At 71.2% G+C, this 22,762-nt stretch carries 18 protein-coding genes; 9 read left to right on the top strand and 9 right to left on the bottom strand.

Going from position 1 to position 22,762, the window contains the following annotated elements; translation table 11 throughout:
• Nucleotides 1-80 precede the first annotated feature (80 nt).
• On the bottom strand, nt 81-1,592 hold the full coding sequence (locus AB0M80_RS32930) for an MFS transporter (protein WP_364572742.1): 1,512 nt from the start codon (nt 1,590-1,592) through the stop codon (nt 81-83).
• A gap of 374 nt (nt 1,593-1,966) precedes the next feature.
• Between AB0M80_RS32930 and AB0M80_RS32925 the strand changes: the two genes are divergently transcribed.
• Nucleotides 1,967-3,115 carry a nucleotide disphospho-sugar-binding domain-containing protein gene (locus tag AB0M80_RS32925; RefSeq protein WP_364572740.1) on the top strand — a complete coding sequence of 383 codons (1,149 nt, stop codon included), beginning with the start codon at nt 1,967-1,969 and terminating at the stop codon, nt 3,113-3,115.
• 152 nt (nt 3,116-3,267) lie between these two features.
• Nucleotides 3,268-3,831 (top strand): dihydrofolate reductase family protein, encoded by a 564-nt coding sequence (locus AB0M80_RS32920; protein ID WP_364572738.1) that lies wholly within the window; start codon nt 3,268-3,270, stop codon nt 3,829-3,831.
• A gap of 43 nt (nt 3,832-3,874) precedes the next feature.
• Here AB0M80_RS32920 and AB0M80_RS32915 read toward each other — a convergent pair whose 3' ends face one another.
• From AB0M80_RS32915 to AB0M80_RS32890, 6 genes are all read right to left on the bottom strand, one after another.
• Entirely contained in the window at nt 3,875-5,164 is a 1,290-nt protein-coding gene (locus AB0M80_RS32915; protein WP_364572736.1) for a PLP-dependent aminotransferase family protein, read from the bottom strand.
• The gene (locus tag AB0M80_RS32910) at nt 5,157-5,822 is read right to left on the bottom strand and encodes a glutamate racemase (protein ID WP_364572734.1); all 666 of its coding nucleotides are present in this window, start codon (nt 5,820-5,822) and stop codon (nt 5,157-5,159) included. Before AB0M80_RS32910 ends, AB0M80_RS32915 begins: the two co-directional genes overlap by 8 nt.
• Nucleotides 5,823-5,901: 79 nt before the next feature.
• Nucleotides 5,902-7,305 carry an FAD-linked oxidase C-terminal domain-containing protein gene (locus AB0M80_RS32905; RefSeq protein ID WP_364572732.1) on the bottom strand — a complete coding sequence of 468 codons (1,404 nt, stop codon included), beginning with the start codon at nt 7,303-7,305 and terminating at the stop codon, nt 5,902-5,904.
• 144 nt (nt 7,306-7,449) lie between these two features.
• Nucleotides 7,450-8,712, bottom strand: a complete 1,263-nt coding sequence (locus AB0M80_RS32900; RefSeq protein ID WP_364572730.1) for a cytochrome P450 — start codon at nt 8,710-8,712, stop codon at nt 7,450-7,452.
• An 86-nt stretch (nt 8,713-8,798) separates the two neighbouring features.
• Nucleotides 8,799-10,043, bottom strand: a complete 1,245-nt coding sequence (locus tag AB0M80_RS32895) for an acyl-CoA dehydrogenase family protein (protein ID WP_364572728.1) — start codon at nt 10,041-10,043, stop codon at nt 8,799-8,801.
• A gap of 243 nt (nt 10,044-10,286) precedes the next feature.
• Nucleotides 10,287-11,102, bottom strand: a complete 816-nt coding sequence (locus tag AB0M80_RS32890) for a methyltransferase domain-containing protein (protein WP_364572726.1) — start codon at nt 11,100-11,102, stop codon at nt 10,287-10,289.
• A gap of 215 nt (nt 11,103-11,317) precedes the next feature.
• Between AB0M80_RS32890 and hppD the strand changes: the two genes are divergently transcribed.
• From hppD to AB0M80_RS32865, 5 genes are read left to right on the top strand one after another with little or no spacing between them, the layout of a single operon-like run.
• A complete protein-coding gene (gene hppD / locus AB0M80_RS32885) occupies nt 11,318-12,361 on the top strand; it encodes a 4-hydroxyphenylpyruvate dioxygenase (protein ID WP_364572724.1) in 1,044 nt (347 codons plus the stop codon).
• Between the two features lie 34 nt (nt 12,362-12,395).
• Nucleotides 12,396-13,670 (top strand): NAD(P)/FAD-dependent oxidoreductase, encoded by a 1,275-nt coding sequence (locus AB0M80_RS32880; RefSeq protein ID WP_364572722.1) that lies wholly within the window; start codon nt 12,396-12,398, stop codon nt 13,668-13,670.
• A gap of 17 nt (nt 13,671-13,687) precedes the next feature.
• Complete coding sequence (locus AB0M80_RS32875) at nt 13,688-15,448, top strand: non-ribosomal peptide synthetase (RefSeq protein WP_364572720.1); 1,761 nt, start codon at nt 13,688-13,690, stop codon at nt 15,446-15,448.
• Between the two features lie 19 nt (nt 15,449-15,467).
• Complete coding sequence (locus tag AB0M80_RS32870; protein WP_364572719.1) at nt 15,468-15,692, top strand: MbtH family protein; 225 nt, start codon at nt 15,468-15,470, stop codon at nt 15,690-15,692.
• Between the two features lie 16 nt (nt 15,693-15,708).
• The gene (locus AB0M80_RS32865; protein ID WP_364572717.1) at nt 15,709-17,052 is read left to right on the top strand and encodes an extracellular solute-binding protein; all 1,344 of its coding nucleotides are present in this window, start codon (nt 15,709-15,711) and stop codon (nt 17,050-17,052) included.
• A gap of 66 nt (nt 17,053-17,118) precedes the next feature.
• Here the strand turns inward: AB0M80_RS32865 and AB0M80_RS32860 are convergent, their stop codons facing one another.
• Nucleotides 17,119-18,486 carry a condensation domain-containing protein gene (locus AB0M80_RS32860; RefSeq protein ID WP_364572715.1) on the bottom strand — a complete coding sequence of 456 codons (1,368 nt, stop codon included), beginning with the start codon at nt 18,484-18,486 and terminating at the stop codon, nt 17,119-17,121.
• Nucleotides 18,487-18,561: 75 nt separating this feature from the next.
• A complete protein-coding gene (locus AB0M80_RS32855; RefSeq protein WP_364572713.1) occupies nt 18,562-20,133 on the bottom strand; it encodes a 4-hydroxyphenylacetate 3-hydroxylase N-terminal domain-containing protein in 1,572 nt (523 codons plus the stop codon).
• A gap of 215 nt (nt 20,134-20,348) precedes the next feature.
• Here AB0M80_RS32855 and AB0M80_RS32850 point away from each other — a divergent pair, with 215 nt between their 5' ends.
• Both AB0M80_RS32850 and AB0M80_RS32845 read left to right on the top strand, forming a co-directional pair.
• Entirely contained in the window at nt 20,349-21,530 is a 1,182-nt protein-coding gene (locus tag AB0M80_RS32850) for an acyl-CoA dehydrogenase family protein (RefSeq protein WP_364572881.1), read from the top strand.
• 156 nt (nt 21,531-21,686) lie between these two features.
• A complete protein-coding gene (locus AB0M80_RS32845; protein WP_364572711.1) occupies nt 21,687-22,715 on the top strand; it encodes an SDR family NAD(P)-dependent oxidoreductase in 1,029 nt (342 codons plus the stop codon).
• Nucleotides 22,716-22,762 lie beyond the last annotated feature (47 nt).

Below are 22,762 nucleotides of genomic sequence, written 5' to 3'. Positions count from 1 at the left end.
CGTGCCTGCCGTGACGACACGACTTTGCCGGGACCCTGGCCTGGGGGCGGGGTCCCGGCAAAGTCGTGTCGCGGTGCGGGTCAGACCGCGGAGGTCGGCACCTGGCCGTCCTCCTGGCCGGCCGGCGCCGGAATTTCCTCCTCCGGCGGCGGGCCGCCGGGCGCGCCCAGCGGCGCGAGCGACCGCAGGGTGGCGTAGGTCAGCACGGCCAGCGCGGCGAAGGCGACCGCACAGACCGTCGCGGCCAGCGAGACCGAGGAGTTGAACGCCTCGCGGGCGGTCGCCAGCAGGTTGCTCGCGATTTCGCCCGGCACCTTCGACGCCCCGATGAACGCCCCGGCGATGCTTTCGTGCGCCTGGCCGGCCAGGTCGGCCGGCACGTTCGCGGGCACGGTCACCTTGGACTGGTACACGGCCGTGGCGAGACTGCCCAGCGCCGCGATGCCCAGCGCGAGCCCGAGCTCGCCGCCGGTGGAGGCGAGCGAGGCCGCCGAGCCGGCGCGCTCCGGCGGAGCCGCCCGCATGACCAGCTGGCTGACCAGCGGGCCGACCGGGCTCACCCCGAGGAACACGATGCTCAGCCCGAGGATCAGCGTGCCGAGCCCACCCACGCTGACCTGCGTGAGCACCACCATGCCGACGGCGGAGATGAGCGCCCCGCCGATCAGGAGGTAGGCCGGGCGCACCTTCGCCGACAGGTTCGTGACCACCTGGATGCCCATGATCAGCGCGAAGGACGGCACCAGCATCCACAACCCGGCCGCGAGCGGCGACAGGTCGTCGACCAGCTGCATGTGCTGGGTCAGCAGGAAGGCCGCGCCGCCCTGCACCGAGGCCACCAGCAGGCTCAGGATCAGCGCGCCGCTCACCGCGGGGATGGCGAACAGCCGGATGTCCAGCAGCGGGTGGTCCAGGCCGCGCTGCCGCAGCACGAACACGATGCCGAACACCACGCCGACGACCACCGCGATGATCTGGAGGGCACCGGCGCCGGAGCGGGCCAGCTCCTTGAGGCCGTAGATGATGGGCAGGATCGCGACCAGCGACAGCGCGACGCTGAACAGGTCCACGCGGCCCGCGTGCGGGTTCTTCGACTCCGGCAGCAGGAACGGGCCGGCCGCCAGCAGCAGGACCATGACCGGCACGCCGATCAGGAAGACCGAGCCCCACCAGAAGGAGTTCAGCAGCGCGCCACCGATCACCGGGCCGAGGGCCACGCCGGCCATCATGGCCGTGGACCAGATCCCGATCGCCGCGCCCATCTGCTTGGGGTTCGGGAACATGTTCATGATCAACGCGAGGGTCGACGGCATGATCGTCGCCCCCGCCACACCCATCAACGCCCGGGCGACGATGAGCATCTCCGGGCTCGTCGAGTACGCCGCGACGATGGACAGCAGGCCGAAGGCCGCCGCCCCGATGAGGAGCAGCCGGCGCCGGCCGATCCGGTCACCCAACGTGCCCATGGTGACGAGGAAGCCGGCGATGAGGAAGCCGTAGATGTCCGTGATCCACAGCTGTTCCAGGCTGCTCGCACCGAGGCTTTCGCTCAGGTGGGGCACCGCGAGGAACAACACACCGTTGTCGAGCATCGTCAGCATGGTGGGCAGGGCGAGTATCGCCAGCCCGATCCATTCCCGCCGCCCTGCCAGAGGCGGACCCTGTTCGCCAGTCACTTTTCAGTCCTCTCGTCTTGCTCTGCCGATTGTCCGCGTCGGATGCCGCTCGTGCGACGGAGCGCGAACCATTTTCACGGAGACACCCCGTTCGCGGCACCTTCAGGAATGCGCAGTGCGTCCGAGCGGAAGGGCGTGCCGGGGCTGCGCGTCACCGACCATCGCCCCGTACCGGACGGCCCGCATCTCCGCCGTTGCGCCGACACCGCAGCCGCGGAGACGAGCCGGCCCGCGGCCCGGCCCTAGGGTCCGCAGCAAGGCGAACCGGCGCCGGAGACGGGGAGAAGAGCATGCGGGTCCTGTTCACGTCCGCGGCCCTGTGTGGCCATTTCTACCCGCTCGTGCCGCTCGCGTGGGCGTTCCGCGGGCTCGGCCACGAGGTGCTCGTCGCGGTCGCCGACGACTTCGTCCCCGAGGTGCTGCGGGCCGGCCTCCCGTCCGTCTCGTGTGGACCGGCGGCGGACTTCACCGGGTTCGCGGCCGAGGGCGAGCCCGGCCGGCTGGCGGAGCGGCGGTACGGCAACGGGCGGGTGTTCGGCCGCAACGCGGCGCAGAACCTGCCCGGCCTGCTGTCCATCGTGGAGTCGTGGCGGCCGGAACTGGTGCTCAGCGAGCGCGCCGAGGCCGCCGGCCCGGTGGCGGCGTCGGTGTTCGGCGTGCCCTCGGTGGAGCTGCAGTGGGGGATCCCGCTGCTGCGCGAATACCGGGCGGCGGCCGGCGACGAACTCGCGCCGCACCTGGCGGGCCTCGGCCTGCAGTCGGTGCCGCCGCCGGTCACCGTGCTGAACCCGTGGCCGCCCAGCATGCGCCGGTCGCACGCGCTCACCCAGCGCCGGATGCGCAACGTGCCCTACGACGGCCAGGCCCGGGTCCCCGCCTGGGTGTGGCAGCCGCGGAGCCGGCCGAGGATCTGCCTCACGCTGGGCACGGTGCTGCCCCGCCTCGGCCTCGACGGCGGGGCGGGGGTGGTCGTCCCCATGCTGCGTGCGCTCGCCCGCCTCGAGGCGGACGTGGTGGTGGCGGTGGAGGACGAGGTCGCGGCCGGCTGGCCCCCGCTGCCCGCGGTGGCGACGCACGTCGGCCGGCTGCCGCTGTCGCACGTGCTGCGGGCCTGCGACGTCGCCATCCACCACGGCGGACAGGGGACGTCGCTGACCGCGTTGGGCGCGGGCCGGCCGCAGCTGGTCCTGCCGGCCTTCGACGACCAGCTGGACAACGCGGCCGCGGTGGTGACGGCGGGCGCGGGCCTGCAGCTGCCGCCGGGGGAGGCGGACCCGGCCACGGTGGCGGACCACTGCGCGGAACTGCTGGGGCGGCCGGTGTTCCGCCAGGCCGCGGCGGGGATCGCGGCCGAGATCGCCCGGCAGCCGTCGCTGGCTGAGGTGGCCGGCGACCTGACCGCGCTGGCCGTGCAGCGACGGCGGCCGAACGCCGCCTGACCCTGGCGTCCGGAAAAAAGAGCACGTTCGGAGTTGTGCCCGGGACCGTTCCTTTCGAGCCTCCGAAGGTGCGCCATCGAACCGGGGTCATCCAGGCATGACGGTATGCTCGCCCGGATCGGTTGATTCCTACGCGGAAAGGGAGCGGGATCTTGGGAAAGGTCATCGTCGACATCACAGTGTCGCTGGACGGGTTCATCGCCACGCCGGACGATGACGTGGAACGCCTGCACCGGTGGGCTTTCACGAGCATCGGCGCGGCCGACGAGTACACCGCCGAAGCGCGGGAACTGTTCGAGAAGAACGAATTCGGAGCGATTGTCGCCGGGCGGCGAACGTACGAGGTGTCCGGGGCGTGGAGCGGCAACCCCCCTGTTCCGGTGCCGTACGTCATTCTTTCGCACGACGTTCCGGAAAAGGTGAAGTCCGGCGAGTGGTCGCGGTTCGTCTTCGTTTCCGGGGACATCGAAACCGCGATGGCCAAGGCGGGCGAGGTCGCCGGCGGCCGCTCGGTGGGGGTGATGGGTGGCGCCGACGTCATCCAGCAGTGCCTCAAGGCCGGCCTGGTCGACGAGCTTTGGCTGCACGTCGTGCCGGTGCTGCTCGGCTCGGGCATCCGGCTGTTCGACCACCTCGGCGGCCAGCAGGAGCTCGAGCTGCTGCACACGAAGGAGGGGCCGGAGACCTTCCGGATGCTCTACCGCGTCGTCAAGTAGGGAGCGGGTGCGTGGGGCGGACCGCGCACCCACCCCACCCTTCTCACGCGTGCTCGGCGACCAGCCGGGACAGCCGCCGCACGCCCTCCGCGATCTCGGCCGCCTCCAGGTAGCTGCAGGACAGGCGGAGCGCCTCCTGGCCGCCGTCGGCGTAGAAGAAGCTCATCGGCGTCCACAGCACGCCGAACTGCTCCGCGGAGAGTTCGAGCAGCTTTTCGTCAGCGCGGAACGGCACGTCGACGACCGCGAAAAACCCGCCGCTCGGCACGTTCCAGCGCACCCCGCGCTCGGCGCGGCCGGGGAGCGGGAAGTGTTCCTCCAGCGCGGCGAGCAAGGTCCGCAGGTTGTTCCGGTAGAACGCGATCTTGTCCCGGTTGGCCGCGCGCAGGCTGCCGCCCGCCTCGACGAGCACGCCGCCGATGACCGCCTGCGCGATCGGCGAGGTGTTCACGGTCAGCATGCTCTTCACGGCCGACATCTCCTCGGCCAGCAGGGTGCGCCGGCCCTGCTCGTCGACCACGGCCTGGTCGGCGACGAGGAAACCCACGCGCGCGCCGGGGAAAACGGACTTCGCGAACGAGCCGAGGTAGAGCACGCGGCCGTCGGTGTCGAGCGACTTCAGCGTCGGGCGCGGCTCGTCGTCCAGCCCGAACAACCCGTACGGGTCGTCTTCGAGCAGCAGCAGGTCCTGCTCGGCGGCGGTGTCGAGCAGCAGGCGGCGGGTCGGCACGGGCAGCGAAACCCCGGACGGGTTGGAGAAGTTCGGCACCAGGTAGAGCGCGCGCGGCCGCTTGCCCGCCGCGCGGACGCGCTGGGCGACGCCGGCGACGGTCCGCGGATCGAGGCCGCCGGGCCCCTCGGGTACGGGCACCACCTCGACACCGAGGATCCGCGCCGCGCCGGTCAGCCCGACGTAGCAGGGATCGGTCACGAGCACGACGTCGTCCGGCCCCGCGCACAACGCCCGCAGCGCGACCACCATGGCCTCCTGGCAGCCCGACGTGACCATCACCGCCTCCGGCGGCACGACGATGCCCTCGTCGATCTCCAGCATCCGGGCGATCAGCTCGCCGAGCTGGCCGTTGGTGCGCCCGTACTGCAGCAGCAGCCGCCGCACCCCGGCCTCGTCCAGCCCGCCGGCTCGCAGGTGGTCCACATAGGACTGCTGGTAGCGGGCGATGTCGCCGGCCGAGTAGAAGCCGTCGTACGGCCGGCCGGCGGCGAGCGAGATCGCGTCCGGGTACCGGCCGGCGACCTCGTTCAGGAAGTTCATCGACGTCGCCACCGGGTCGGAGACCGAAACGTGCAGGTCGGCGCGGGACAGGTCAGTCATGGTTCCCCAATCCGGCGGCCCGCCGGGTCAGCTCGACCAGCCGGGTGCCGACGTCGATGACGGGCAGGTCGCAGACGGCGGTCACGAACGGCAGGATGGACGTGAAGTGCGTGCAGGCCAGGACGACCGTTTCCAGGCCGAGGCGCTCGGCGAGGCGCAGGGTGGCCGGCAGGTGCGAAGCCTCGAACGCGGCCTCCGGGTCGCCGGCCTCGATCCCGCGGACGAGCGCGGGATCCGAAACCCCCAGCACCCGGTGGTCCGGGTTGGCCAGCCGGACGGTGCGCTCGACGCCGAGCGCGGCGTTCGCGTTCCCGGTGACCGCCAGCGAAGAGCGCAGGACCGGCAGCCGTTCCCGGTAGACGGTGACCGGGGAGACCACGGGGATCGCGGTGTCGTCGTGCTCCACCACCGCGGCCAGCGAGTTGCAGAACAGCATCGCCAGCGGCGTCCCCTGCGTGCGCAGCCGGCCGAGCCGGTCGTGGAACGCCGCCGACAGCGCGCCGGGATCCTTGTACTGCAACGCGTCCTGCTCGTCGGGCGACGCCGCCATGGCGTACGCGACCGCGGGCACGCCCCGCGCCCGGAGCAACGCGGCCCCGAGGCCGGAGTCGTACGGGGTGCCGGCGATCACCGCCACCGGGCCGCCGTCGAACGCCATCGCCGCCTCCGTCCCGCCGAAGATCCGCTCCCTGGATACTCCCAAGGGGAGCCGGCCGCCGCCGTCTCCTCGGTTGCCGTCAGCCCGGCGCGATCACCTTGCCCGGGTTGAGGATCCCCGCCGGGTCGAGCGCGGCCTTGAGCGCCCGGTGGACCCGCACGCCGGCCGGGCCGATCTCGTGCGCGAGCCAGTCCCGCTTGAGCAGGCCGACGCCGTGCTCGCCGGTGCAGGTGCCGCCGAGGCCGAGGCCCAGCCGCATGATCTCGTCGAACACCACCCGCCCGCGGTCCACACTGGACGGATCGGCCCGGTCGACCACGATCACCGGGTGGAGGTTCCCGTCCCCGGCGTGCCCGACCACGCCGACGAGCACGTCGTGCCGGGCGGCGATCGCCTCGACGCCGGTGACGAGGTCGACGATCCGCGACCGCGGCACGGCGACGTCGTCGACCACGAGGCCGCCCCGCCCGGCCGGGAACGCCTGCCGGGCCAGCTGTTCCATCGCCGGGTGGGCGAGCCGGCGAGCTGCGGTCAGCGCCTCGGCCTCGGCCGCGTCACCGGCGACGTACAGTTCGCTCGCCCCGGCTTCCCGGCAGCACGCGGCGATCCGCTCGAGGTCCGCCGCGGCGCGGTCGCCGGTGTCGGCCGCGATCAGCAGCATCGCCGCGGCTTCGGTGTCCAGGCCCATCGGCCGGTACGCCTCGATCGCGCGCAGGTGCGTGCGGTCGAGCAGTTCCAGCATGCTCGGCACGTGGCCCGCGGCGGTCACCGCGGACACCGCCCGGCCGGCGGCCGCCAGGTCCGGGTACACCGCCACCAGGGTGAGGGCCGGCTCGGCCGCGGGACGGAGCCGGACGGTGATCTCGGTGATGATGCCGAGCGTGCCCTCCGCGCCGACGAACAGCCGCGTCAGGTCGTAGCCCGCGACGCCCTTCACCGTGCGGCGGCCGCAGCGCAGGACCTCGCCGTCGGCGAGCACCACCTCCAGGCCGAGCACGTACTCGCCGGTGACGCCGTACTTGACGCAGCACATCCCGCCCGCGTCGGTCGAGACGTTGCCGCCGATGGTCGAGGACTCCCAGGAGCCGGGGTCCGGCGGGTAGGTGAGGTCCTCCTTGGCGGCGGCCCGGCGCAGCTCGGCGTTCACCACGCCCGGCTGCACGACGGCGATCCGCTCCCCGGGGTCGATCTCGAGGATCCGGTTCAGCCCGGTCAGCGACACGACCAGGGCCCCGTCGACGGCGTTGGCCCCGCCGGCGAGCCCGGTCCGCGCCCCCTGGGGGACGACCGGGATCCCGTGCGCGGCGGCCACCCGGACGGTCGCGGCGACCTCCGCGGTGTCCTGCGGGCGCACCACGGCGAGCGGGGTGCCGGCGTCGCACAAATCGGCTTCGTCGCGGCTGTGGGCGGAAAGCAGGTCCGGGTCGGTGAACACCCGGCCGGCGGGCAGCACCGCCAGCAGGTCGTCGACAGGGGAGGCCATACCACCCAAGCTAACGACCTCCCCGGCGGCGCGACAGGCCGCGACGCGAAGTCCGCAGCCCGGAGGAAAGCCCGCCCGGGCCCACGGAAAACGGCCGGTGGCCGGGTGCGCGAACACACCCGGCCACCGGCCGCTGTCGTCGGCTCAGGCCGCCGCCGGGAGCTCCGAAAGCTCCGGGAGCGCCTGCGAAAGCCGGACGGGCAGGTGGCGGTGACCGTTCATGATGAAGCTGGGGTAGGGCACGAGGTCCGCCGGGTCGACGGCGAGCGTCAGGTCGGGGAAGCGCTCGAAAAGCGCGGACAGGCTCGCCTTGGCCAGCATCCGGGCGATGCCGGCGCCGAGGCAGTAGTGCGGCCCGTGCCCGAACGACAGGTGCTCCTTCGACTCCCGCGTGATGTCGAACGCGGCGGCCGACTCGCCGTGCAGAGCGGGGTCCCGGCCGATCGCCGCGTAGTTGACCAGGATCGGGTCGCCCTTCGGGATGGTCACCCCGTCCAGGGGGATGTCCTCCACCGCGAACCGCAGGGGCAGGCTCGCCAGGGGCGACTGCAGCCGCAGCACCTCTTCGATGACCTCGTCCCACGAGACGCGGCCCGTCTTGACCAGTTCGAGCTGCTCGGGGTGGGTGAGCAGCGCGGTGACCGCGTTGTCGATGAAGTTGATCGTGGTCTCGGAGCCGGCGCCGAGGATCGCGAAGACCGTGTCGGTCATCTCCTGCTCGGTCATCCGCGAGCCGTCCTCGTCCCGCGCCGCGATCAGATCGCTCGTGATGTCCGCGCCGGGGTTCTCGCGCTTCTGCGCGATGAGGTTCGCGATGGCGGTGCGCCAGCCCAGGAGCGTGTCCTGGGCCTGCTCCGGGGTCACGTTGGTGGCGACCATCAGGTCGATCATCTTCGCCGCGGCCACCCGGGCCTCGTCCGACATGCCGATCAGCTCGGCCACCAGCATGCCGGGCAGCGGGTAGGCGAACGACGTCTTCAGGTCGACCACCTCGCCGGCGGCCTCGGCGGCCGCGATGCGGTCGAGCAGGGCGTCGATCATCGCCTGCGCCCGGGGCCGCACCTCCTCCGGCCGGCGCGCGTTGAACGCCTTGCTGGTCAGCCTGCGCAGCCGGCGGTGGTCCTTGCCGAAGGTCGTGGAGATGTTGTCCATCGCCACCCAGCTGATCATCTCCCAGTCGGGCGCGACCTCGCCGTTGACGAAGGCCGGCCAGTGCCGGCGGGCGCTTTTGCTGACGTTCGGGTCGCCCAGCACCTTCTTGCTGACCTCGTAGCTGTTGATCGACCAGGCCAGCACGCCACCCGGGAGCTGCACCCGGGTGGCGGGGCCCAGCTCGCGCAGGTGGTCGGCTTCGGCGTGGATGTCCCGGCCCGTGGGGTCCAAGGTGAAGGGGCGTTCTGCGCTCATCGCGGCCTCCGGGTTTTTCGGCGTTGGGACCTGGGTAAATCTGGGGTCTCGGCGTCGACGGGACGATCAAGGGCGACCTGCGGCGGTCAGTGCGCCGCGCCGGTTTCCAGCGCGGCGAGTTCGCGCCGGGCCACCTTGGCCAGGAACAGGCTCACCCCGGCGTGGCTGTGCAGGGTCGAGATGTCGCGCCAGATCCGCTCGATCCGCTCGCCCGCCCGCACGGCGCTCGACCCGGCGGTCGGGAAGAGGTTCTCCGACACCGCGCTCCAGGACAGCCGGACGGCTTCGTGGCTGATCAGCGACAGCCGCACGTCCACGTCGCGGGTGAACGCGGCGGATCCGCGCTCCGCCGTCTCGTGCCAGTGCCGCACCGCGTCCGAGAGCGCGGCGCGCGCGGCGGCGATCCGGCCGGCCGCTTCGCCGTAGTGGAGCTGGAAGTCCGGGTCTTCGCTGCGCGGGACGATCGGCGGGTAGATCGTGGTGCGTTCCCGCATCAGGCGGGCGTATTCGCCGAGGGCGCCGGTGGCCATGCCGACCGCCAGCGCACCGACCTGGAACTGGATCATGCTGAGCACCCCGCCGCCGTACAGCGGGTTGCCGTGCAGCTCGAGCCCGGGCGTGCCGTCGACGACCGAAGTCATGCCCATGTGCGTGCCGGGCAACGCGCGGTGGGCCGGGACGTGCACCTTGTCGAGCTTGACGCTGTGGGAGCCGCTGCCCTTCAGGCCCAGCTGCCCTTCCCAGTCGTCCAGCCGCTCCCACTGGTCGCGGGGGACGGCGAAGAGCATCGGCGCGGGCGGTTCCCCTTCGGCGGCGAAGAAGAGGGTGTGGCCGATGAAGTGCGTGGCGTACGGCGAGCCGGAGCTGTAGCGGTGGACGCCGTCGACGACCCAGCCGCCGTCCTCGGCCGGCTCGGCGAACCCGACCGGCCCGATGGTGGCCGGGGAGATGAAGTCGCCGCCGGCGAACAGTTCGTCCTGCGCCTCTTCGCCGAACAGCGTGGCGGCGGTGTGGGCGTGCGAGTGGCCGAAGGTGTACATCCAGGCCGTGGACGCGCATCCGCGGGCGAGTTCGGACACCACCCGCACGTAGGTGTCGAGACCGAATTCGTAGCCGCCGTAGCGCTTCGGTACCAGGAGGCGGTAGAAGCCGGCCTCGAGGAGTTCGTTGTGGGTGTCGAGCCCGTAGTACCCGCGTTCTTCCGTCTCCTGTTGCCGGTCGGCGAGGCGGTCCGCGATGCGGGCCGCACGGGCCAAGACCTCCTCCGTCGTCAGGCCCGGCTCGGGCGGCGACGGGTGGCCTTCGGCTGGCAGGCTCCTGGCGGCTGTCATGTCGTGGTGTTCCTTCCCCACATGAAGTCCCTCCGAGCGTCGCATTCGTGACCTCGGGCGGACATCCTCCGAAATGCTCTTCATTCAGCCGTTCCCACTACGGAAATCGTATTCCCGGGTGGTGCCGGCTGGGTCTTGTCGTGGTGCCGTACGGCGGGCAGGGGTAACGGCCGGGTGGCGTCCGCCACCCGGCCGTCCGTCGATCTCCGCCGTGCTGCCGCCCACCGGGGGCGGCGTGCTTTGTCAGGGCTTTCTGGCGCAGAGGATCAGGTAGTCCACGTCTTCCGGGCCCAGGTGGAAGGCGGTCTGCATGCCCTTCCGGATGTCCGCGGTGATCTCTTCGCCGAATTCGCCGGCGAGCAGGCCGCTGACCTCGTCGTGCCGGTTGAGGTAGCGCTTGCCGCTGTTGACGTACACGCGGCGGCCGCACCTGACCTGCTCTTCGACCACGAAGCCCGCGGACTCGAACGCCTTGGTCCAGTCGTCGGCCGTCATCGGCTCGCGAGCTTGGGGGAACGGCTTCTTCGCCTGCGAGGCCGCGTTCGTCTTGATCATCTCCGAGAAGGCGACGCGGCCGCCGGGCCGGAGCACCCGGTGGAACTCCAGGAGAGCCTTGTCCAGGTCGAAGGCGTTGAAGAGCGACTCGATCGCGACCACGGCGTCGAAGTGGTTCTCGGCGTGCGGCAGCGAGTGGTAGTCGGCGACCTCGAACCCGACGAGGTCCGACACCCCGCTCTCCTGGGCCCGCGCCTCGGCGCGGGCGGCCTCGACCGGGCTGATCGTGATGCCGGTGACGCGGGCACCGTACTCGTCCGCGATGTGGATCGCCGGCGCGCCGAGGCCGCAGCCGGCGTCCAGCAGGTGCTCACCGCGGCGCAGGCCGAGGGTGTCGACGATCTTGCTGGTCAGGCGCTTGGTGGCGTCCTCCAGCGAGGCGTCGTCGGTTTCGTCGTACCAGTAACCCAGGTGCTGGTAACCGAAGTAGTACTTGTCGGCCATCGGGCTCGAGCCGTCGTAGAACTCAGCGACCTCGGGCGGTGTCCAGTTCAGTTCGCTCACGGAATTCTCCCGTCAGGCATCAGGTCCAGCCCAGCATTCCGGCGCGCCGGTCCGGGAGCGTCTCCCCGCGTGCGCAGGGGGCCCGGCAATCGGAGAGATGCCTTCGCGTGGGCCCGGCTGTCACTGTCGATGGCTGACGGTCTCCGGTTTTCCCGGTCGGTGACGGCTCCTTTGGAGGTTGGGTGACGATGTCGCGAGCGCGAGCATCCGAAAACGTGACCATTGATCATGTCGAGTTCTACGTCGAGGACATCGAAAGAACCATCAAGTGGCTCGTGGACGGGTACGGCTGCGCGGTCCGCGCGACTTCGGGGGACGAGCCGGGGCCGGTCCGCTCGGTCGTGGTCGGGCAGGGCGGCATCGACCTGGTGCTGACCCAGCCGGTCGCGCAGGACCACCCGGTGGCCGCCTACGTCGAGCGCCACGGTGACGGCGTGGCCAACATCGGCCTGCGCGTGCCGGACGCCGCGGCCGCGTTCGAAGAGGCCGTCCGCGGAGGGGCGCGCCCGGTCGCGCCGCCGTCGGAGCGCGACGGCGTGGTGACCGCGTCGATCATCGGGTTCGGCGACGTGACGCACACGTTCGTGCAGCGTCCGGCCGGTTCCGCCGCCCACGAGGTGTACGAGCTGGCCGCGGTCCCCGCCGACGGCACCGGCACCGGCACCGGCCTGCTCGTCGTCGACCACTTCGCGGTCGTCGTGGAGCCGGGCCGGCTCGACGAGACCGTCGAGTTCTACCGGCAGGCGCTGGACTTCGAGCTCACCCTCGCCGAGCGCATCGAGACCGGCGACCAGGCGATGTTCATCAAGGTCGTGCAGAGCAAGTCGCGCGCGGTCACCCTGACCCTGATCGAGTCCGACGCCTCGATGGAATCCGGGCACGTCGACGAGTTCCTGAAGGACCACGGCGGACCGGGTGTGCAGCACATGGCCCTGCGCACCGACGACATCCTCGGCACGGTCGGGCAGCTGCGCGCGCGCAGCGTCGAGCTGCTGTCCACTCCGGACGCCTACTACACGCTGCTGGCCGAGCGCGTGCAGCCGGACCGGCACGACGTCGAGGACCTCCGCGCGCTGAACATCCTGCTCGACGAGGACCACGACGGCCAGCTGTACCAGATCTTCGCGAAGTCGGTGCACCCGCGGAACACGATCTTCCTGGAGATCATCGAGCGGGCGGGCGCGAGCACGTTCGGCAGCTCGAACATCAAGTCCCTGTACGAGGCCGTCGAGACCCAGCGTCACCGGAACGGCGACTGAGCACCCGAAGCTACCTTACGGAGGAAGCACGACCATGACTGGCAAGGAAGACTTCGACGTCGTCGTCATCGGTGGCGGTCCCGGCGGTTCGGCGACGGCCGGGCTGCTGGCCCAGCAGGGCCACAAGGTGCTCGTGCTGGAAAAGGAGAAGTTCCCCCGCTACCACATCGGCGAGTCGCTCATCACCGGCTCGATGCCGACGATCGAGGCGCTCGGCCTGCGCGACAAGCTGGACCGGATGGGCTACGTCCGCAAGTACGGCGGCACCCTGCTGTGGGGGCGCAACCAGGGGGCCTGGGACTTCCGGTTCACCGAGGCGTCGGAGTACGAGTACACCTTCCAGGTTCGGCGGGCCGACTTCGACTCGGTCCTGCTGGGGCGGGCCCGTGAGCTCGGCGCGCTGGTCATCGAGGAGGCCTCCGTCCAGGACGTGCTCTTCGAGGGCGACCGCGCCGTCGGCGTGCGGTTCCAGCGCAAGGGCGACGCGGAGGCGACGACCGTCGGTTCCAAGCTGGTGATCGACGCGTCCGGCCAGCAGCACCTGCTCGCGCGCAAGCTCGACCTCATCGAGTACCACAACGACCTGCGCAACATCGCGGTCTGGGCGTACTTCCAGAACTGCAACCGCTACAGCGGGACGCGGTGGGGCGACACGCTCACCGAGAACCGCCCGCACGGCTGGTTCTGGTTCATCCCGCTTTCGGACAGCACGGTGAGCGTCGGCTACGTGACGCCCATCGACGAGTACAAGAAGGCGGGCAAGTCGCTCGAGGAGCTGCACGCGAGCGAGCTGGCCGCGGCGGACGAGATCACCTCGCTCACCGCGCCGGCCACCCGGGTCAGCGGGTACCGCACGATCAAGGACTGGTCCTACACCTGCAAGAAGTTCTACGGACCCGGCTGGGCGCTGGTCGGCGACGCGGCGGCGTTCATCGACCCGCTGCTGTCCACCGGCGTCGGCCTGACCCTGCGCGGCTCGCTCGGCCTGTTCGAGACGGCCAACCTCGCGCTGCGCAACCCGGACCAGGAGAAGGCCCTCTACGAGCGCTACGAGCGCAACTACCGCGAGTTCCTCAACTCGCTGCTGGAGTTCGTCCGGTTCTTCTACGACCGCACGAAGTCCAAGGAGGACTACTTCGAGGCGGCGCAGCAGAGCATCGACCCGAAGCGCCTGCGGCCGCGCAAGATCGACTTCGCCCGGATGCTGTCCGGTGTCTCCGGCATGCGCGACATCTTCGACGGACCGCTGGCGCTGCGGGCCTTCCGGGACTCCGACGCGCCGCAGACGCCGGACACGCTGGCCGGGTAGGGATGGGGAACACGCAGATGGAAGCATTCACGATCCCCGTCCGGTTCGCGGAGCAGGTCGCGCGGACGCCGGACGCGGTAGCGGTGTCCGCCGGTGCGGTCGAGCTGACCTACCGGGACCTCGACGAGCGGGCCAACCGGCTCGCGCACCGGCTCATCGGGCTCGGCGTCCGCCAGGACGACCGGGTCGCGGTGCTGCTGGAACGGTCGATCGACCTCGTGGTGGCGATCCTCGCGACCCTCAAGGCCGGCGCCGCGTACGTCCCGGTGCACGAGGACTACCCACCCGAGCGCCGTCAGTGGGTCGTGGACCACGCCGAGGTGGCGGTGCTGCTCGCCGACACCGCCCAGCGCGCGGGCGGGCTGCCCACCGGGGTGCCCACCGTGGTCGTCGACGACGACGCGGCCACCCTCGAGCAGCCCGCCACCGATCCCGCCGTGCCCATCCACCCCGACCAGCTGGCCTACGTGATCCACACGTCGGGTTCCACCGGCCACCCCAAGGGTGTCGCGGTCACGCAGCGGGATGTCGTGCGGCTGATCTTCAACCCGCAGTGGACGGTCGAGCGACACGCGCGGGTGCTGATGGTGGCGCCCTACGCGTTCAACGTGTCGACGTACGAGCTCTGGATGCCGTTGCTGCACGGCGGCGAGGTCGTCCTCGCCCCGGCCGGGCACCTGGAGCCGGCGACGCTGCGCCGGTTGATCACCGAGAAGCGGATCACCGGGATCCACCTCACCGCCGGGCTCTTCCGGGTGCTGGCCGAAGAGTCGCCGGAGATGTTCACCGGCGTGCAGGAGATCCTGACCGGCGGTGACGTGATTTCGCCGGGCGCGGTACGCCGGGTGTTCGACGCCTGCCCGGACATCGTGATCCGGGCGATGTACGGCGTCACGGAGACGTCCCTGTTCTCCGCGCACAACCCGCTGTCGGCGACCTACCGGCCGGGCAAGCTGGTGCCGGTGGGCGCGGCGTTCGACGACGTCGAGATCCGCATCCTGGACGACCGCCTCTCACCGGTGCCACCGGGTATCGAAGGCGAGATCTACATCGCCGGCCGCGGCGTGGCGCGGGGCTACTTCGGCCGCACGGACCTGACCGCGGAGCAGTTCGTCGCGGACCCGTACGGCGAGCCGGGCGCCCGCATGTACCGGACCGGGGACCTGGCCCGCCGCGACGACGACGGCCTGATCGAGTTCATCGGCCGGGCCAGCAGCCAGGTGAAGATCCTCGGCTTCCGGATCGAGCTGGCCGAGGTCGAGGCGGCGCTGACCGGTTACCCCGGGCTCGCCCAGGTCGTCGTGGTGGTGCGCGAACTGGAGTCGGGGGAGAAGCGCCTGGTCGCCTACGTCGTGCCCGAGTCCGGTGACCTGGACATCGCCGGCCTGCGCGAACACGTGCGGGAGACGCTGCCCGACTACATGGTCCCGGCGGCCTTCGTCCAGCTGCCGTCGCTTCCGCTGACCGCCAACGGGAAGCTCGACCGCAAGGCGATGCCGGAGCCCGACTTCGACAGCAGCTCGGCCTACCAGCCGCCGGAGACACCGTTGCAGGAGAAGCTGTGCGCGATCTTCGGCTCGGTGCTGGAGGTGGGCGAAGTCGGCATCCACGACAGCTTCTTCGACCTCGGCGGCCAGTCCCTGCAGGCGATGCGGCTGCTCAGCCGGATCCGCACCGACCTCGACGTCGACCTGCTGATCAACGTGCTTTTCGACGTGCCGACCGTGGCCGGGCTGGCCAAGCACATCGAGGGCGAGTCGGCCGCGGCCGCGGCCTGAGCCGAGAGGAGAAGAGCCGATGAGCAACCCGTTCGAAGAGCCGGACGCCCACTACACCGTCCTGCGCAACGAGGAAGGCCAGCACTCCCTGTGGCCGGGCTTCGCCGAGGTGCCGGCCGGCTGGACCGTCGCGCACGGGCCGGCCCGCCGCGAGGAGTGCCTGGCCTACGTCCGAGAGCACTGGACCGACCTGCGCCCCCGCCGCGTCGCCGAGTTCGTCGCGGCGCAGACCAATACGCACTGACCCATTGGAGGATGCCGTGTCGGACGCTGCTGCCCCGGCCGGAACGACGACGCTCGACGTCTGGCTCACCGATCACCCGATCCCGGACTTCAACGCGCCGGTCAAGGCGGCGGCCGAGACGTTCGAACGGGCGCACCCCGGCTACCGGATCCGGATCCGGGAGATCGGCTACCGCGATCTCCCGGCCGCCGTCGCCGAGGCGGTGGCGGCGGGCAACCCGCCGGACATCGCCGAGTACTACTTCCCGGCAGGCCAGGTGGCGCTCGATACGCGTGCCGCCGACGGCTCGGAGCTGTTCGTGCCGCTCGAGCGCGCGATCGGGGACCGCACGAAGATCCTCGGCGAGCCGGTCGTCCTCGACGACATCGTGCCCGTCGTGCGGGACTACTACAGCCGCGGCGGCGAGCTGGTGTCCATGCCGACGATGGTGTCGACCGCCATCCTGTTCGCCAACCAGGGCCTCCTGCGGCGCGCCGGGATCGACCGGCTGCCGTCGACCTGGCGTGAGCTCACGGACGCGTGCGCCGCCGTCGCCGCGCTGCCGGACGGCCCGGCGCACGGGATCGCCTGGCCCAACCACGGCTGGCTGATCCAGATGGAGCTGGCCGCGCAGGGCGGGTTGCTGAGCAACAGCGGCAACGGCCGGTCCGGCCGGTCGACCCGGGTGACCCTCGATTCACCCGAGATCGTCGCCTACGCGCGGTGGTGGCAGAGCCTGCACCAGAGCGGCCACTACCTGTACACCGGTGAGCCGCGTGACTTCTGGGGTGCCATGGAAGCGTTCACGCGCCAGGAGACCGCGTTCGTCATCACGTCTTCGGCGACCGGGCCGTTCCTGACGGACCTGGCCGGCAAGGCCGGGTTCGAGCTCGCGACGGGCGCGCTGCCGCGCAACGAGGATGCGCCCTACGCCGGCCGGAGCCTCGGCGGCCAGTCGATGTTCCTCGCGGCGGGCCTGCCGAAGGAGAAGGAGGACGGCGCGCTCGCGTTCACCCAGCACCTGCTCAACCCGGACCACGCGGTGCGGCGGCTGCACGCCGGTTCCCTGCCGGTGATGCAGCCGGCGTGGGAGCAGGTCCTCGCCGACGGCTGGGCCGACCGGGAACCCGGCTTCCGCGTCGCGGCGGAGCAGGTCATGGCGTCGGACCGGACGCCGGCGGCGACCGGTGCCCTGCTCGGGGACATCAACGGCATCAACGAAGAGCTGACCTCGGCGATGCACGACATCCTGCTCTCCGGGGCGGACCCGGCGGCCCGGCTGCGGACGGCGACCGAGCGCGCGCAGGCCCGGCTCGACCGGTACAACGAGGCGTGCCTGGCCTACCCGCCGGTGACGCCGGAGGCCCTCCAGGCCGGCTGAGCGCACACGGCAGCGAAAAAATCCCGTCCGGCGATCCGCCGGACGGGATTTTCGCGTTCGCCGTCGCTACGCGGCGAGCGGCGTGCCGAACGGGGCGTCCATGTCGGCGACCGCGACCCGCAGCAGCTCGATGTACCTGGTGACCAGGCCCTCCAGCGTCGCGGCGTCGAAGTCGTTGCTGTTGAACCGGACGCTGCCGACGATGTCGCCTTCCGGGTCGAGGTCCAGGGCCCACACGACGCCGTCGGGGATGTCGGACGTGTCCGGGTCGGACAGGAGCCGGCGGCGCAGCTCGACGATCTCGATGTCCCCCACCGGTGCGCCCTCGGCACCGACCGGGAACTGGAAGCACTGGAACGCCTGGACCGCCTGGGTGAAGTCGGCGAACGGGGCGACCACGGCCGGCGCCTCGGCGACGATCTCGCCGAACGGGACCTCGTGCGAGTACATCTCGAGGCAGGTGCCGCGGGTCTTCGTGACCAGGTCCCGGAAGGTGCGGCAGGTGGACAGGTCCGTGCGCAGCGGCATGAAGTTGAAGAACGGGCCGACGGTCTCGGCGAACGCGGGGTTGCTGCGTCCGGAGGTGATGGTCGGCACGGTGAGGTCGGTCGCGCCGGTGATTTCGTGGGTCAGCAGGTTGAACGCGGCCAGCAGCACCATGAACGGCGAGCTGCGCAGCTGCTTCGCGACCGCCTGGGCGGCCGAGGTGATCTCGCGGTCGATGAGGAACCGGTGCACCGAGTACACGCCGGTGGCTTCCGTTCGCGTCCGGTCGGTCGGCAGCGACGCGAACTGCGCGCCGGCCAGCTTGTCGCGCCAGTACGCGCGTGCCTTGGCGACGGGCGCACTGGTCAGGTACTCCTGCTGCCACTCGGCGTATTCCCGGTACTGCGCCAGCTCCGGGAGGTCGGCTTCGCCGGCGCCGCGGCGCGCCGCGTAGAGCTGCGCCAGGTCGCGGATGACGATCTGCAGCGACCAGCTGTCGCTCACCGTGTGGTGGGCGTACAGGACCAGGACGGAGTCCTCGTCGTCGAACCGGCCGAGCGCGGCCCGGATCAGCGGCTGCTCGGTGCTCGGGCACCGGCCGGCCTCGATCCGGTTGAGGAACTCGTGCGCGGCGGTTTCGCGCTCACCGTCCCCGGTACCGGCCAGCCGGTGCTCCGTGAGCTCCGGCGTCGTGGGCGGGTGCACCTGCTGGTACGGCGGCTCCACGTCGCGGATGATGCTGGTGCGCAACGACTCGTGCCGGACGACGAGGTCGCCCAGGGCGGCGCGCAGCGCGGCGGAGTCGACCGCGCCGGTGATCCGCCAGCCGGAGGCCACGATGTGCCGTGGCCCGAACACCCCCTGGTCCGGCCCTTTGTCGAACATGCACAGGAAGTGCTGGTTCGTCGACAGGGGTGCGCCTCGGGGCGCCGGTTCCGAAACGGTCATCGTGGTCTTCCTTCCGTGACTCGCCGAACATTCGATGCTCGGATGTGGGTGGTTCGCACCGGCGGTGGCGCGCGGTCAGCTCAGCAGGTCCCGGCCCGCGGCGCCCAGTTCCTCGAACGAGGCCAGGTCCGGCACCTGCCAGCCGTCGAGGTCGTACTCCGCGAGGCACTGGTCGACGAGCGCCTTGTACGAGTCCAGCTGACCGTCGGCCATCTGGCCGTACAGCAGTTCCATCCGGGTGTTCTCGTGGTTGCCCGCGTAGTTGCGTTCGTACAGGTCGTGCCGGCCGCCGAACTCGGTGCCGATCGCGTCCCACAGGAGTTTCATCACCTTGACCCGCTCGACCGACCCGACGCCGTGCGAGCCGCGCAGGTACTTGTCCAGGTACGGCCGGATCTCCGGGTTCTGGAAGTCCTTCGCGCTCGAGTTCAGGTAGATGAGGCCACTGGCGACGTCCTGCAGGGCGATCTCGCGCAGCCGCGCGTACCCGAGCTGGGAGAACCACCGGTAGGCGAGCCCGTAGCGCGGGTTCGGCAGCACCGCCCCGTTCCGCCACGGCACCGGGTTGCGGGCGGCCGCGTCGGACAGCCCCCAGAACAGGTTGCGCCACGCGAGCACCTCGCCGAGGCGCGTCTGCACGCCGCGGAAGTCGCTGACCCCGGTGAGCTCGAGCGCCTTGGCCAGCAGGCCGGCGAGGAATTCGAACTTCACCGCGAGCCGCGTGCAGCCGTGGAAGGTGAACCGCTCGATGAAGCCGGAGTGCCCGGTGAACATGCCGACCTTGGCGACGTCACCGTAGATGAAGACGTTCTCCCACGGGATGAGGACCTTGTCGAGGACGAGGATGGTGTCGTTCTCGTCGAGCCGGGAGGAGAGCGGGTAGTCGAACGGGCTGCCGGTCAGCGCGGACGCGGCGGTGTAGGACTGGCGGCAGATCAGCTTCATCCCGCGGGCGTTCATCGGCACGGTGGCCACGATGGCGAACTTGCGGTCCTTGATCGGCAGCCCGTAGTGGGCGATGAAGTTGTAGTGGGTCAGCGCCGACCCGGTCGCCACGACCTTGGCCCCGGACACGATCACGCCGCTGTCGGTCTCGCGTTCGACGTGGACGAAGACGTCGGCGACCTCGTCCGGCGGCCGGTCGCGGTCCACCGGCGGGTGCACGATCGCGTGGTTCCAGTACAGGACCTTCTCCTGCGACTCCTTGTACCAGCGGCGAGCGTTGGTGGCGAAGGGGTTGTAGAAGTCGGCGTTCGCGCCGAGGGTCCCGAGGAACGACGCCTTGTAGTCGGGCGAGCGGCCCATCCAGCCGTAGCTCAGCCGCGCCCACGCGGCGATGGCCTGCTGGTCGGCGACGAGGTCGTCGACGCTGTGCGGCGTGGTGAAGAAGCGGTGGGTGTACCCACCGGGGCCGCCCGTGTCGGTGGCGGTGGTGAGGACGTCACGGTGCTGCGGGTCGTGCAGCGCGTCGTACAGCCTGGCCGTCATCCGCACCGGGTTGTGGAACGCGGGGTGCTGGGTCACGTCCTTGACCCGGTCACCGTAGAGGTAGATTTCCCGGTCGTCGCGCAGGCTTTCGATGTATTCGGCCCCGGTCAGCGGCCGGGTCTGCCCGGCCGCCTGATCACCGGCCTCGTCAGCTGGCATGCCTGTCACCCCTTCGGCGAACTTCGCTCGGCTCCGAGCATCACACCGGTGTTCGCGGGCTGACATCCTTGGGAATGCGGTGGTTGCGTCTCCGCGGGAACGGCGGGGCTCACCCGCAAAGGAGGAGATGCGCGACGCGGCCCCCCGGGGGCAGTCTCGAACCCGGAATGTCCGTGGACGCCTCGCGCTTTTCGTCCGTTCCCCCTTTGGAGGATATCTTGGCCACGACGATCCCCACGCGCGAGGAAATCGTGCGCAAGGTGTCGGATCTGATCCCGTCCCTGCGCAAGCAGACGCTGTGGGCCGAGGAAAACCGCCGGCTGCCCGAAGAGACCATCGAGGCACTGGCGGACGCCGGCGTCTTCAAGCTGCGGCGCCCCAAGCACTTCGGTGGCTACGAGGCGGACACCACCACGCTCACCGAGGTCGCGACCGAGCTGGGCCGCGGGTGCGGCTCCACCGCCTGGGTGGCCTCGGTGTACTGGATCCCGACCTGGATGGCGTGCCAGTTCCCGGACGAGGTCCAGGAAGAGGTTTTCGCGACCCCGGACACGCGCATCTGCGGCACGCTGAGCCCGTCCGCGATGGCCACCCCGGTCGACGGCGGCATCGTCGTGAACGGCAAGTGGGGCTTCATCAGCGGTGCCCACCACGCGCACTGGCAGGAGATCATCGCGATCCTGGTCCCGCCGGACGGCGAGCCGTACCCGGTGATGGCGCTCGTGCCGTTGTCGGACCTGCTGGTCATGGACGACTGGGACACCTCGGGCCTGCGCGGCACGGGCAGCGTCAGCACGTTCGCGAAGGACCTGTTCGTCCCGCAGGAGCGGGTGCTGCCGCTCCCGGTGGTGCTGTCCGGCCAGAGCGCGTCCAAGCGCAACGCGAACTCCCCGATCTACCGCGCCCCGCTGATGCCGGTCGCGGCGGCGTCCTCGACGGGCGCGATCGTCGGCATGGCCAGGGGAGCAATGGACGTCTTCCTCGACCGCCTGCCCGAACGCAAGATCACGTACACGAACTACGACAGCCAGCGCGAGGCCCCGATCACGCACTTCCAGGTGGCCGAGGCGGCGTTGAAGACGGATCAGGCCGCGTTCCACGCCTGGCGGGCCGGCAACCTGGTGGACCGCAAGTGCGAAGAAGGCACCGAGTGGAAGCTCGAGGAGCGGGCCAGGACGCGCGCCGACGTCGGCAGCGTGCTCCAGCTGTCCAAGGAGGCGATCGGGGTCCTCGCCAACGCGAGCGGCGGGACGTCCATCTACAAGGGAATCCCGATCCAGCGCATCCACCGCGACATCCTGACGGTCAACCAGCACGCGCTGATGCACCCGAACACGAACTTCGAGCTGTACGGCCGGGTGCTGTGCGGCCTCGAGCCGAACACGCTCTACATCTAGTCTCGCTGCCCGGACCCGCGGGACATCCGTGCCGCGTGGTTCGAGGCGGTCCGGAAGTTCCGCCGCCGCTGCGAAACGCCGCCGAGGCGGCCTGACCCACGAGGGGCCGTTGTCCGTTGCCGCGGACGACGGCCCTTTCCGGTACCGGGAGGTTCGATGCTGGTCAGTGTCACCGGTGGCACGGGGTTCGTCGGCGCGCACTCGGTCGCCGCCGTGCTCCGGGCGGGCCACCGCGTCCGCCTGCTCGTCCGCGACGAGTCCGCAGTGGAGCGCGCGCTCGCACCGCTGGGCGTGGACACCGGCGCGGTGGACGTGGTCACGGGCGACGTGCTCGACCGGTTCTCCGTGAACCGGCTGGTGCGCGGCGCCGACGCGGTCCTGCACGCGGCTTCGATCTACTCCTTCGACAGCCGCGCGCATCGAGAAATGGGCCGGACCAATGTCGCCGGCACCGCGCAGGTGCTGAGGACCGCACGCCGGGCGGGGATCGGCCGGGTCGTGTACGTGTCGAGCTTCGGTGCGTTGCTGCCCGCGCCGGGCCGGGTGCTCAGCCCGGATTCGCCGGTCGGCCGTCCCCGCGAGACGTACCTCGCGGCCAAGGCCGCCGCCGAGTCCGTCGCCCGTTCCCATCAGGCCGCGGGGGTACCGGTGACGATCACCTACCCGCCCGCTTTGCTCGGCCCGCACGACCCCAAGCTGGGCGACCAGGTTGCGCGGCTGCGCAACACGCTGCGCGGCCTGATGCCGGTGTGGCCGTCGGGCGGGCTGCCGGTCGGCGACGTCCGCGACACCGCCGCCCTGCACGCGGCGCTGATCAGCGGGCGAGGGCCGGCCGGGAGCCGCCACTTCGGTCCCGGCCGGTACCTGAGCACCCGCCGGTTCGTGGCGACGCTGCGCGAGGTCACCGGCCGCGCGCTGCCGACGGTGTACCTGCCGGCCCGGACGATGCTCCCGCTCGGCATCCTCACGGGCCTGGTGCAACGGGTGTGGCCGTGGCACATCCCAGCGGAGTACGGCGCGATCTACACGTGCGCGTGCGCCGCTCGGGTGGCGGGCGAGGCAAGCGGCCACCGGAGCAGGCCCTCGGCGGAGACGTTCGCCGATACGGTCCGCTGGCTGCACGAGGAGGGCCTCCTGAAAGCCCGCGCGGCGGGGACCGCGGCGGCGGGGCTGCGCGCGGCGTGACAGCTGGCCGGCTCGGGCCGAGCCGGCAGCCGGTGGGCAGCAAAGCC

This window comes from Amycolatopsis sp. NPDC051045 (assembly GCF_040682955.1).
In the GTDB taxonomy this organism is placed as follows: domain Bacteria; phylum Actinomycetota; class Actinomycetes; order Mycobacteriales; family Pseudonocardiaceae; genus Amycolatopsis.
This window is presented reverse-complemented; position numbering and strand designations above follow the sequence as displayed.

Excerpts from the sequence above, each read along its gene's own strand:
- AB0M80_RS32930 (WP_364572742.1), bottom strand. The coding sequence starts at position 1,592 with ATGCTCGACAACGGTGTGTTGTTCCTCGCGGTGCCCCACCTGAGCGAA.
- AB0M80_RS32925 (WP_364572740.1), top strand. The coding sequence starts at position 1,967 with ATGCGGGTCCTGTTCACGTCCGCGGCCCTGTGTGGCCATTTCTACCCG.
- AB0M80_RS32915 (WP_364572736.1), bottom strand. The coding sequence starts at position 5,164 with ATGACTGACCTGTCCCGCGCCGACCTGCACGTTTCGGTCTCCGACCCG.
- AB0M80_RS32910 (WP_364572734.1), bottom strand. The coding sequence starts at position 5,822 with ATGGCGTTCGACGGCGGCCCGGTGGCGGTGATCGCCGGCACCCCGTAC.
- AB0M80_RS32905 (WP_364572732.1), bottom strand. The coding sequence starts at position 7,305 with ATGGCCTCCCCTGTCGACGACCTGCTGGCGGTGCTGCCCGCCGGCCGG.
- AB0M80_RS32900 (WP_364572730.1), bottom strand. The coding sequence starts at position 8,712 with ATGAGCGCAGAACGCCCCTTCACCTTGGACCCCACGGGCCGGGACATC.
- AB0M80_RS32895 (WP_364572728.1), bottom strand. The coding sequence starts at position 10,043 with ATGACAGCCGCCAGGAGCCTGCCAGCCGAAGGCCACCCGTCGCCGCCC.
- AB0M80_RS32880 (WP_364572722.1), top strand. The coding sequence starts at position 12,396 with ATGACTGGCAAGGAAGACTTCGACGTCGTCGTCATCGGTGGCGGTCCC.
- AB0M80_RS32875 (WP_364572720.1), top strand. The coding sequence starts at position 13,688 with ATGGAAGCATTCACGATCCCCGTCCGGTTCGCGGAGCAGGTCGCGCGG.
- AB0M80_RS32870 (WP_364572719.1), top strand. The coding sequence starts at position 15,468 with ATGAGCAACCCGTTCGAAGAGCCGGACGCCCACTACACCGTCCTGCGC.
- AB0M80_RS32860 (WP_364572715.1), bottom strand. The coding sequence starts at position 18,486 with ATGACCGTTTCGGAACCGGCGCCCCGAGGCGCACCCCTGTCGACGAAC.
- AB0M80_RS32855 (WP_364572713.1), bottom strand. The coding sequence starts at position 20,133 with ATGCCAGCTGACGAGGCCGGTGATCAGGCGGCCGGGCAGACCCGGCCG.
- AB0M80_RS32845 (WP_364572711.1), top strand. The coding sequence starts at position 21,687 with ATGCTGGTCAGTGTCACCGGTGGCACGGGGTTCGTCGGCGCGCACTCG.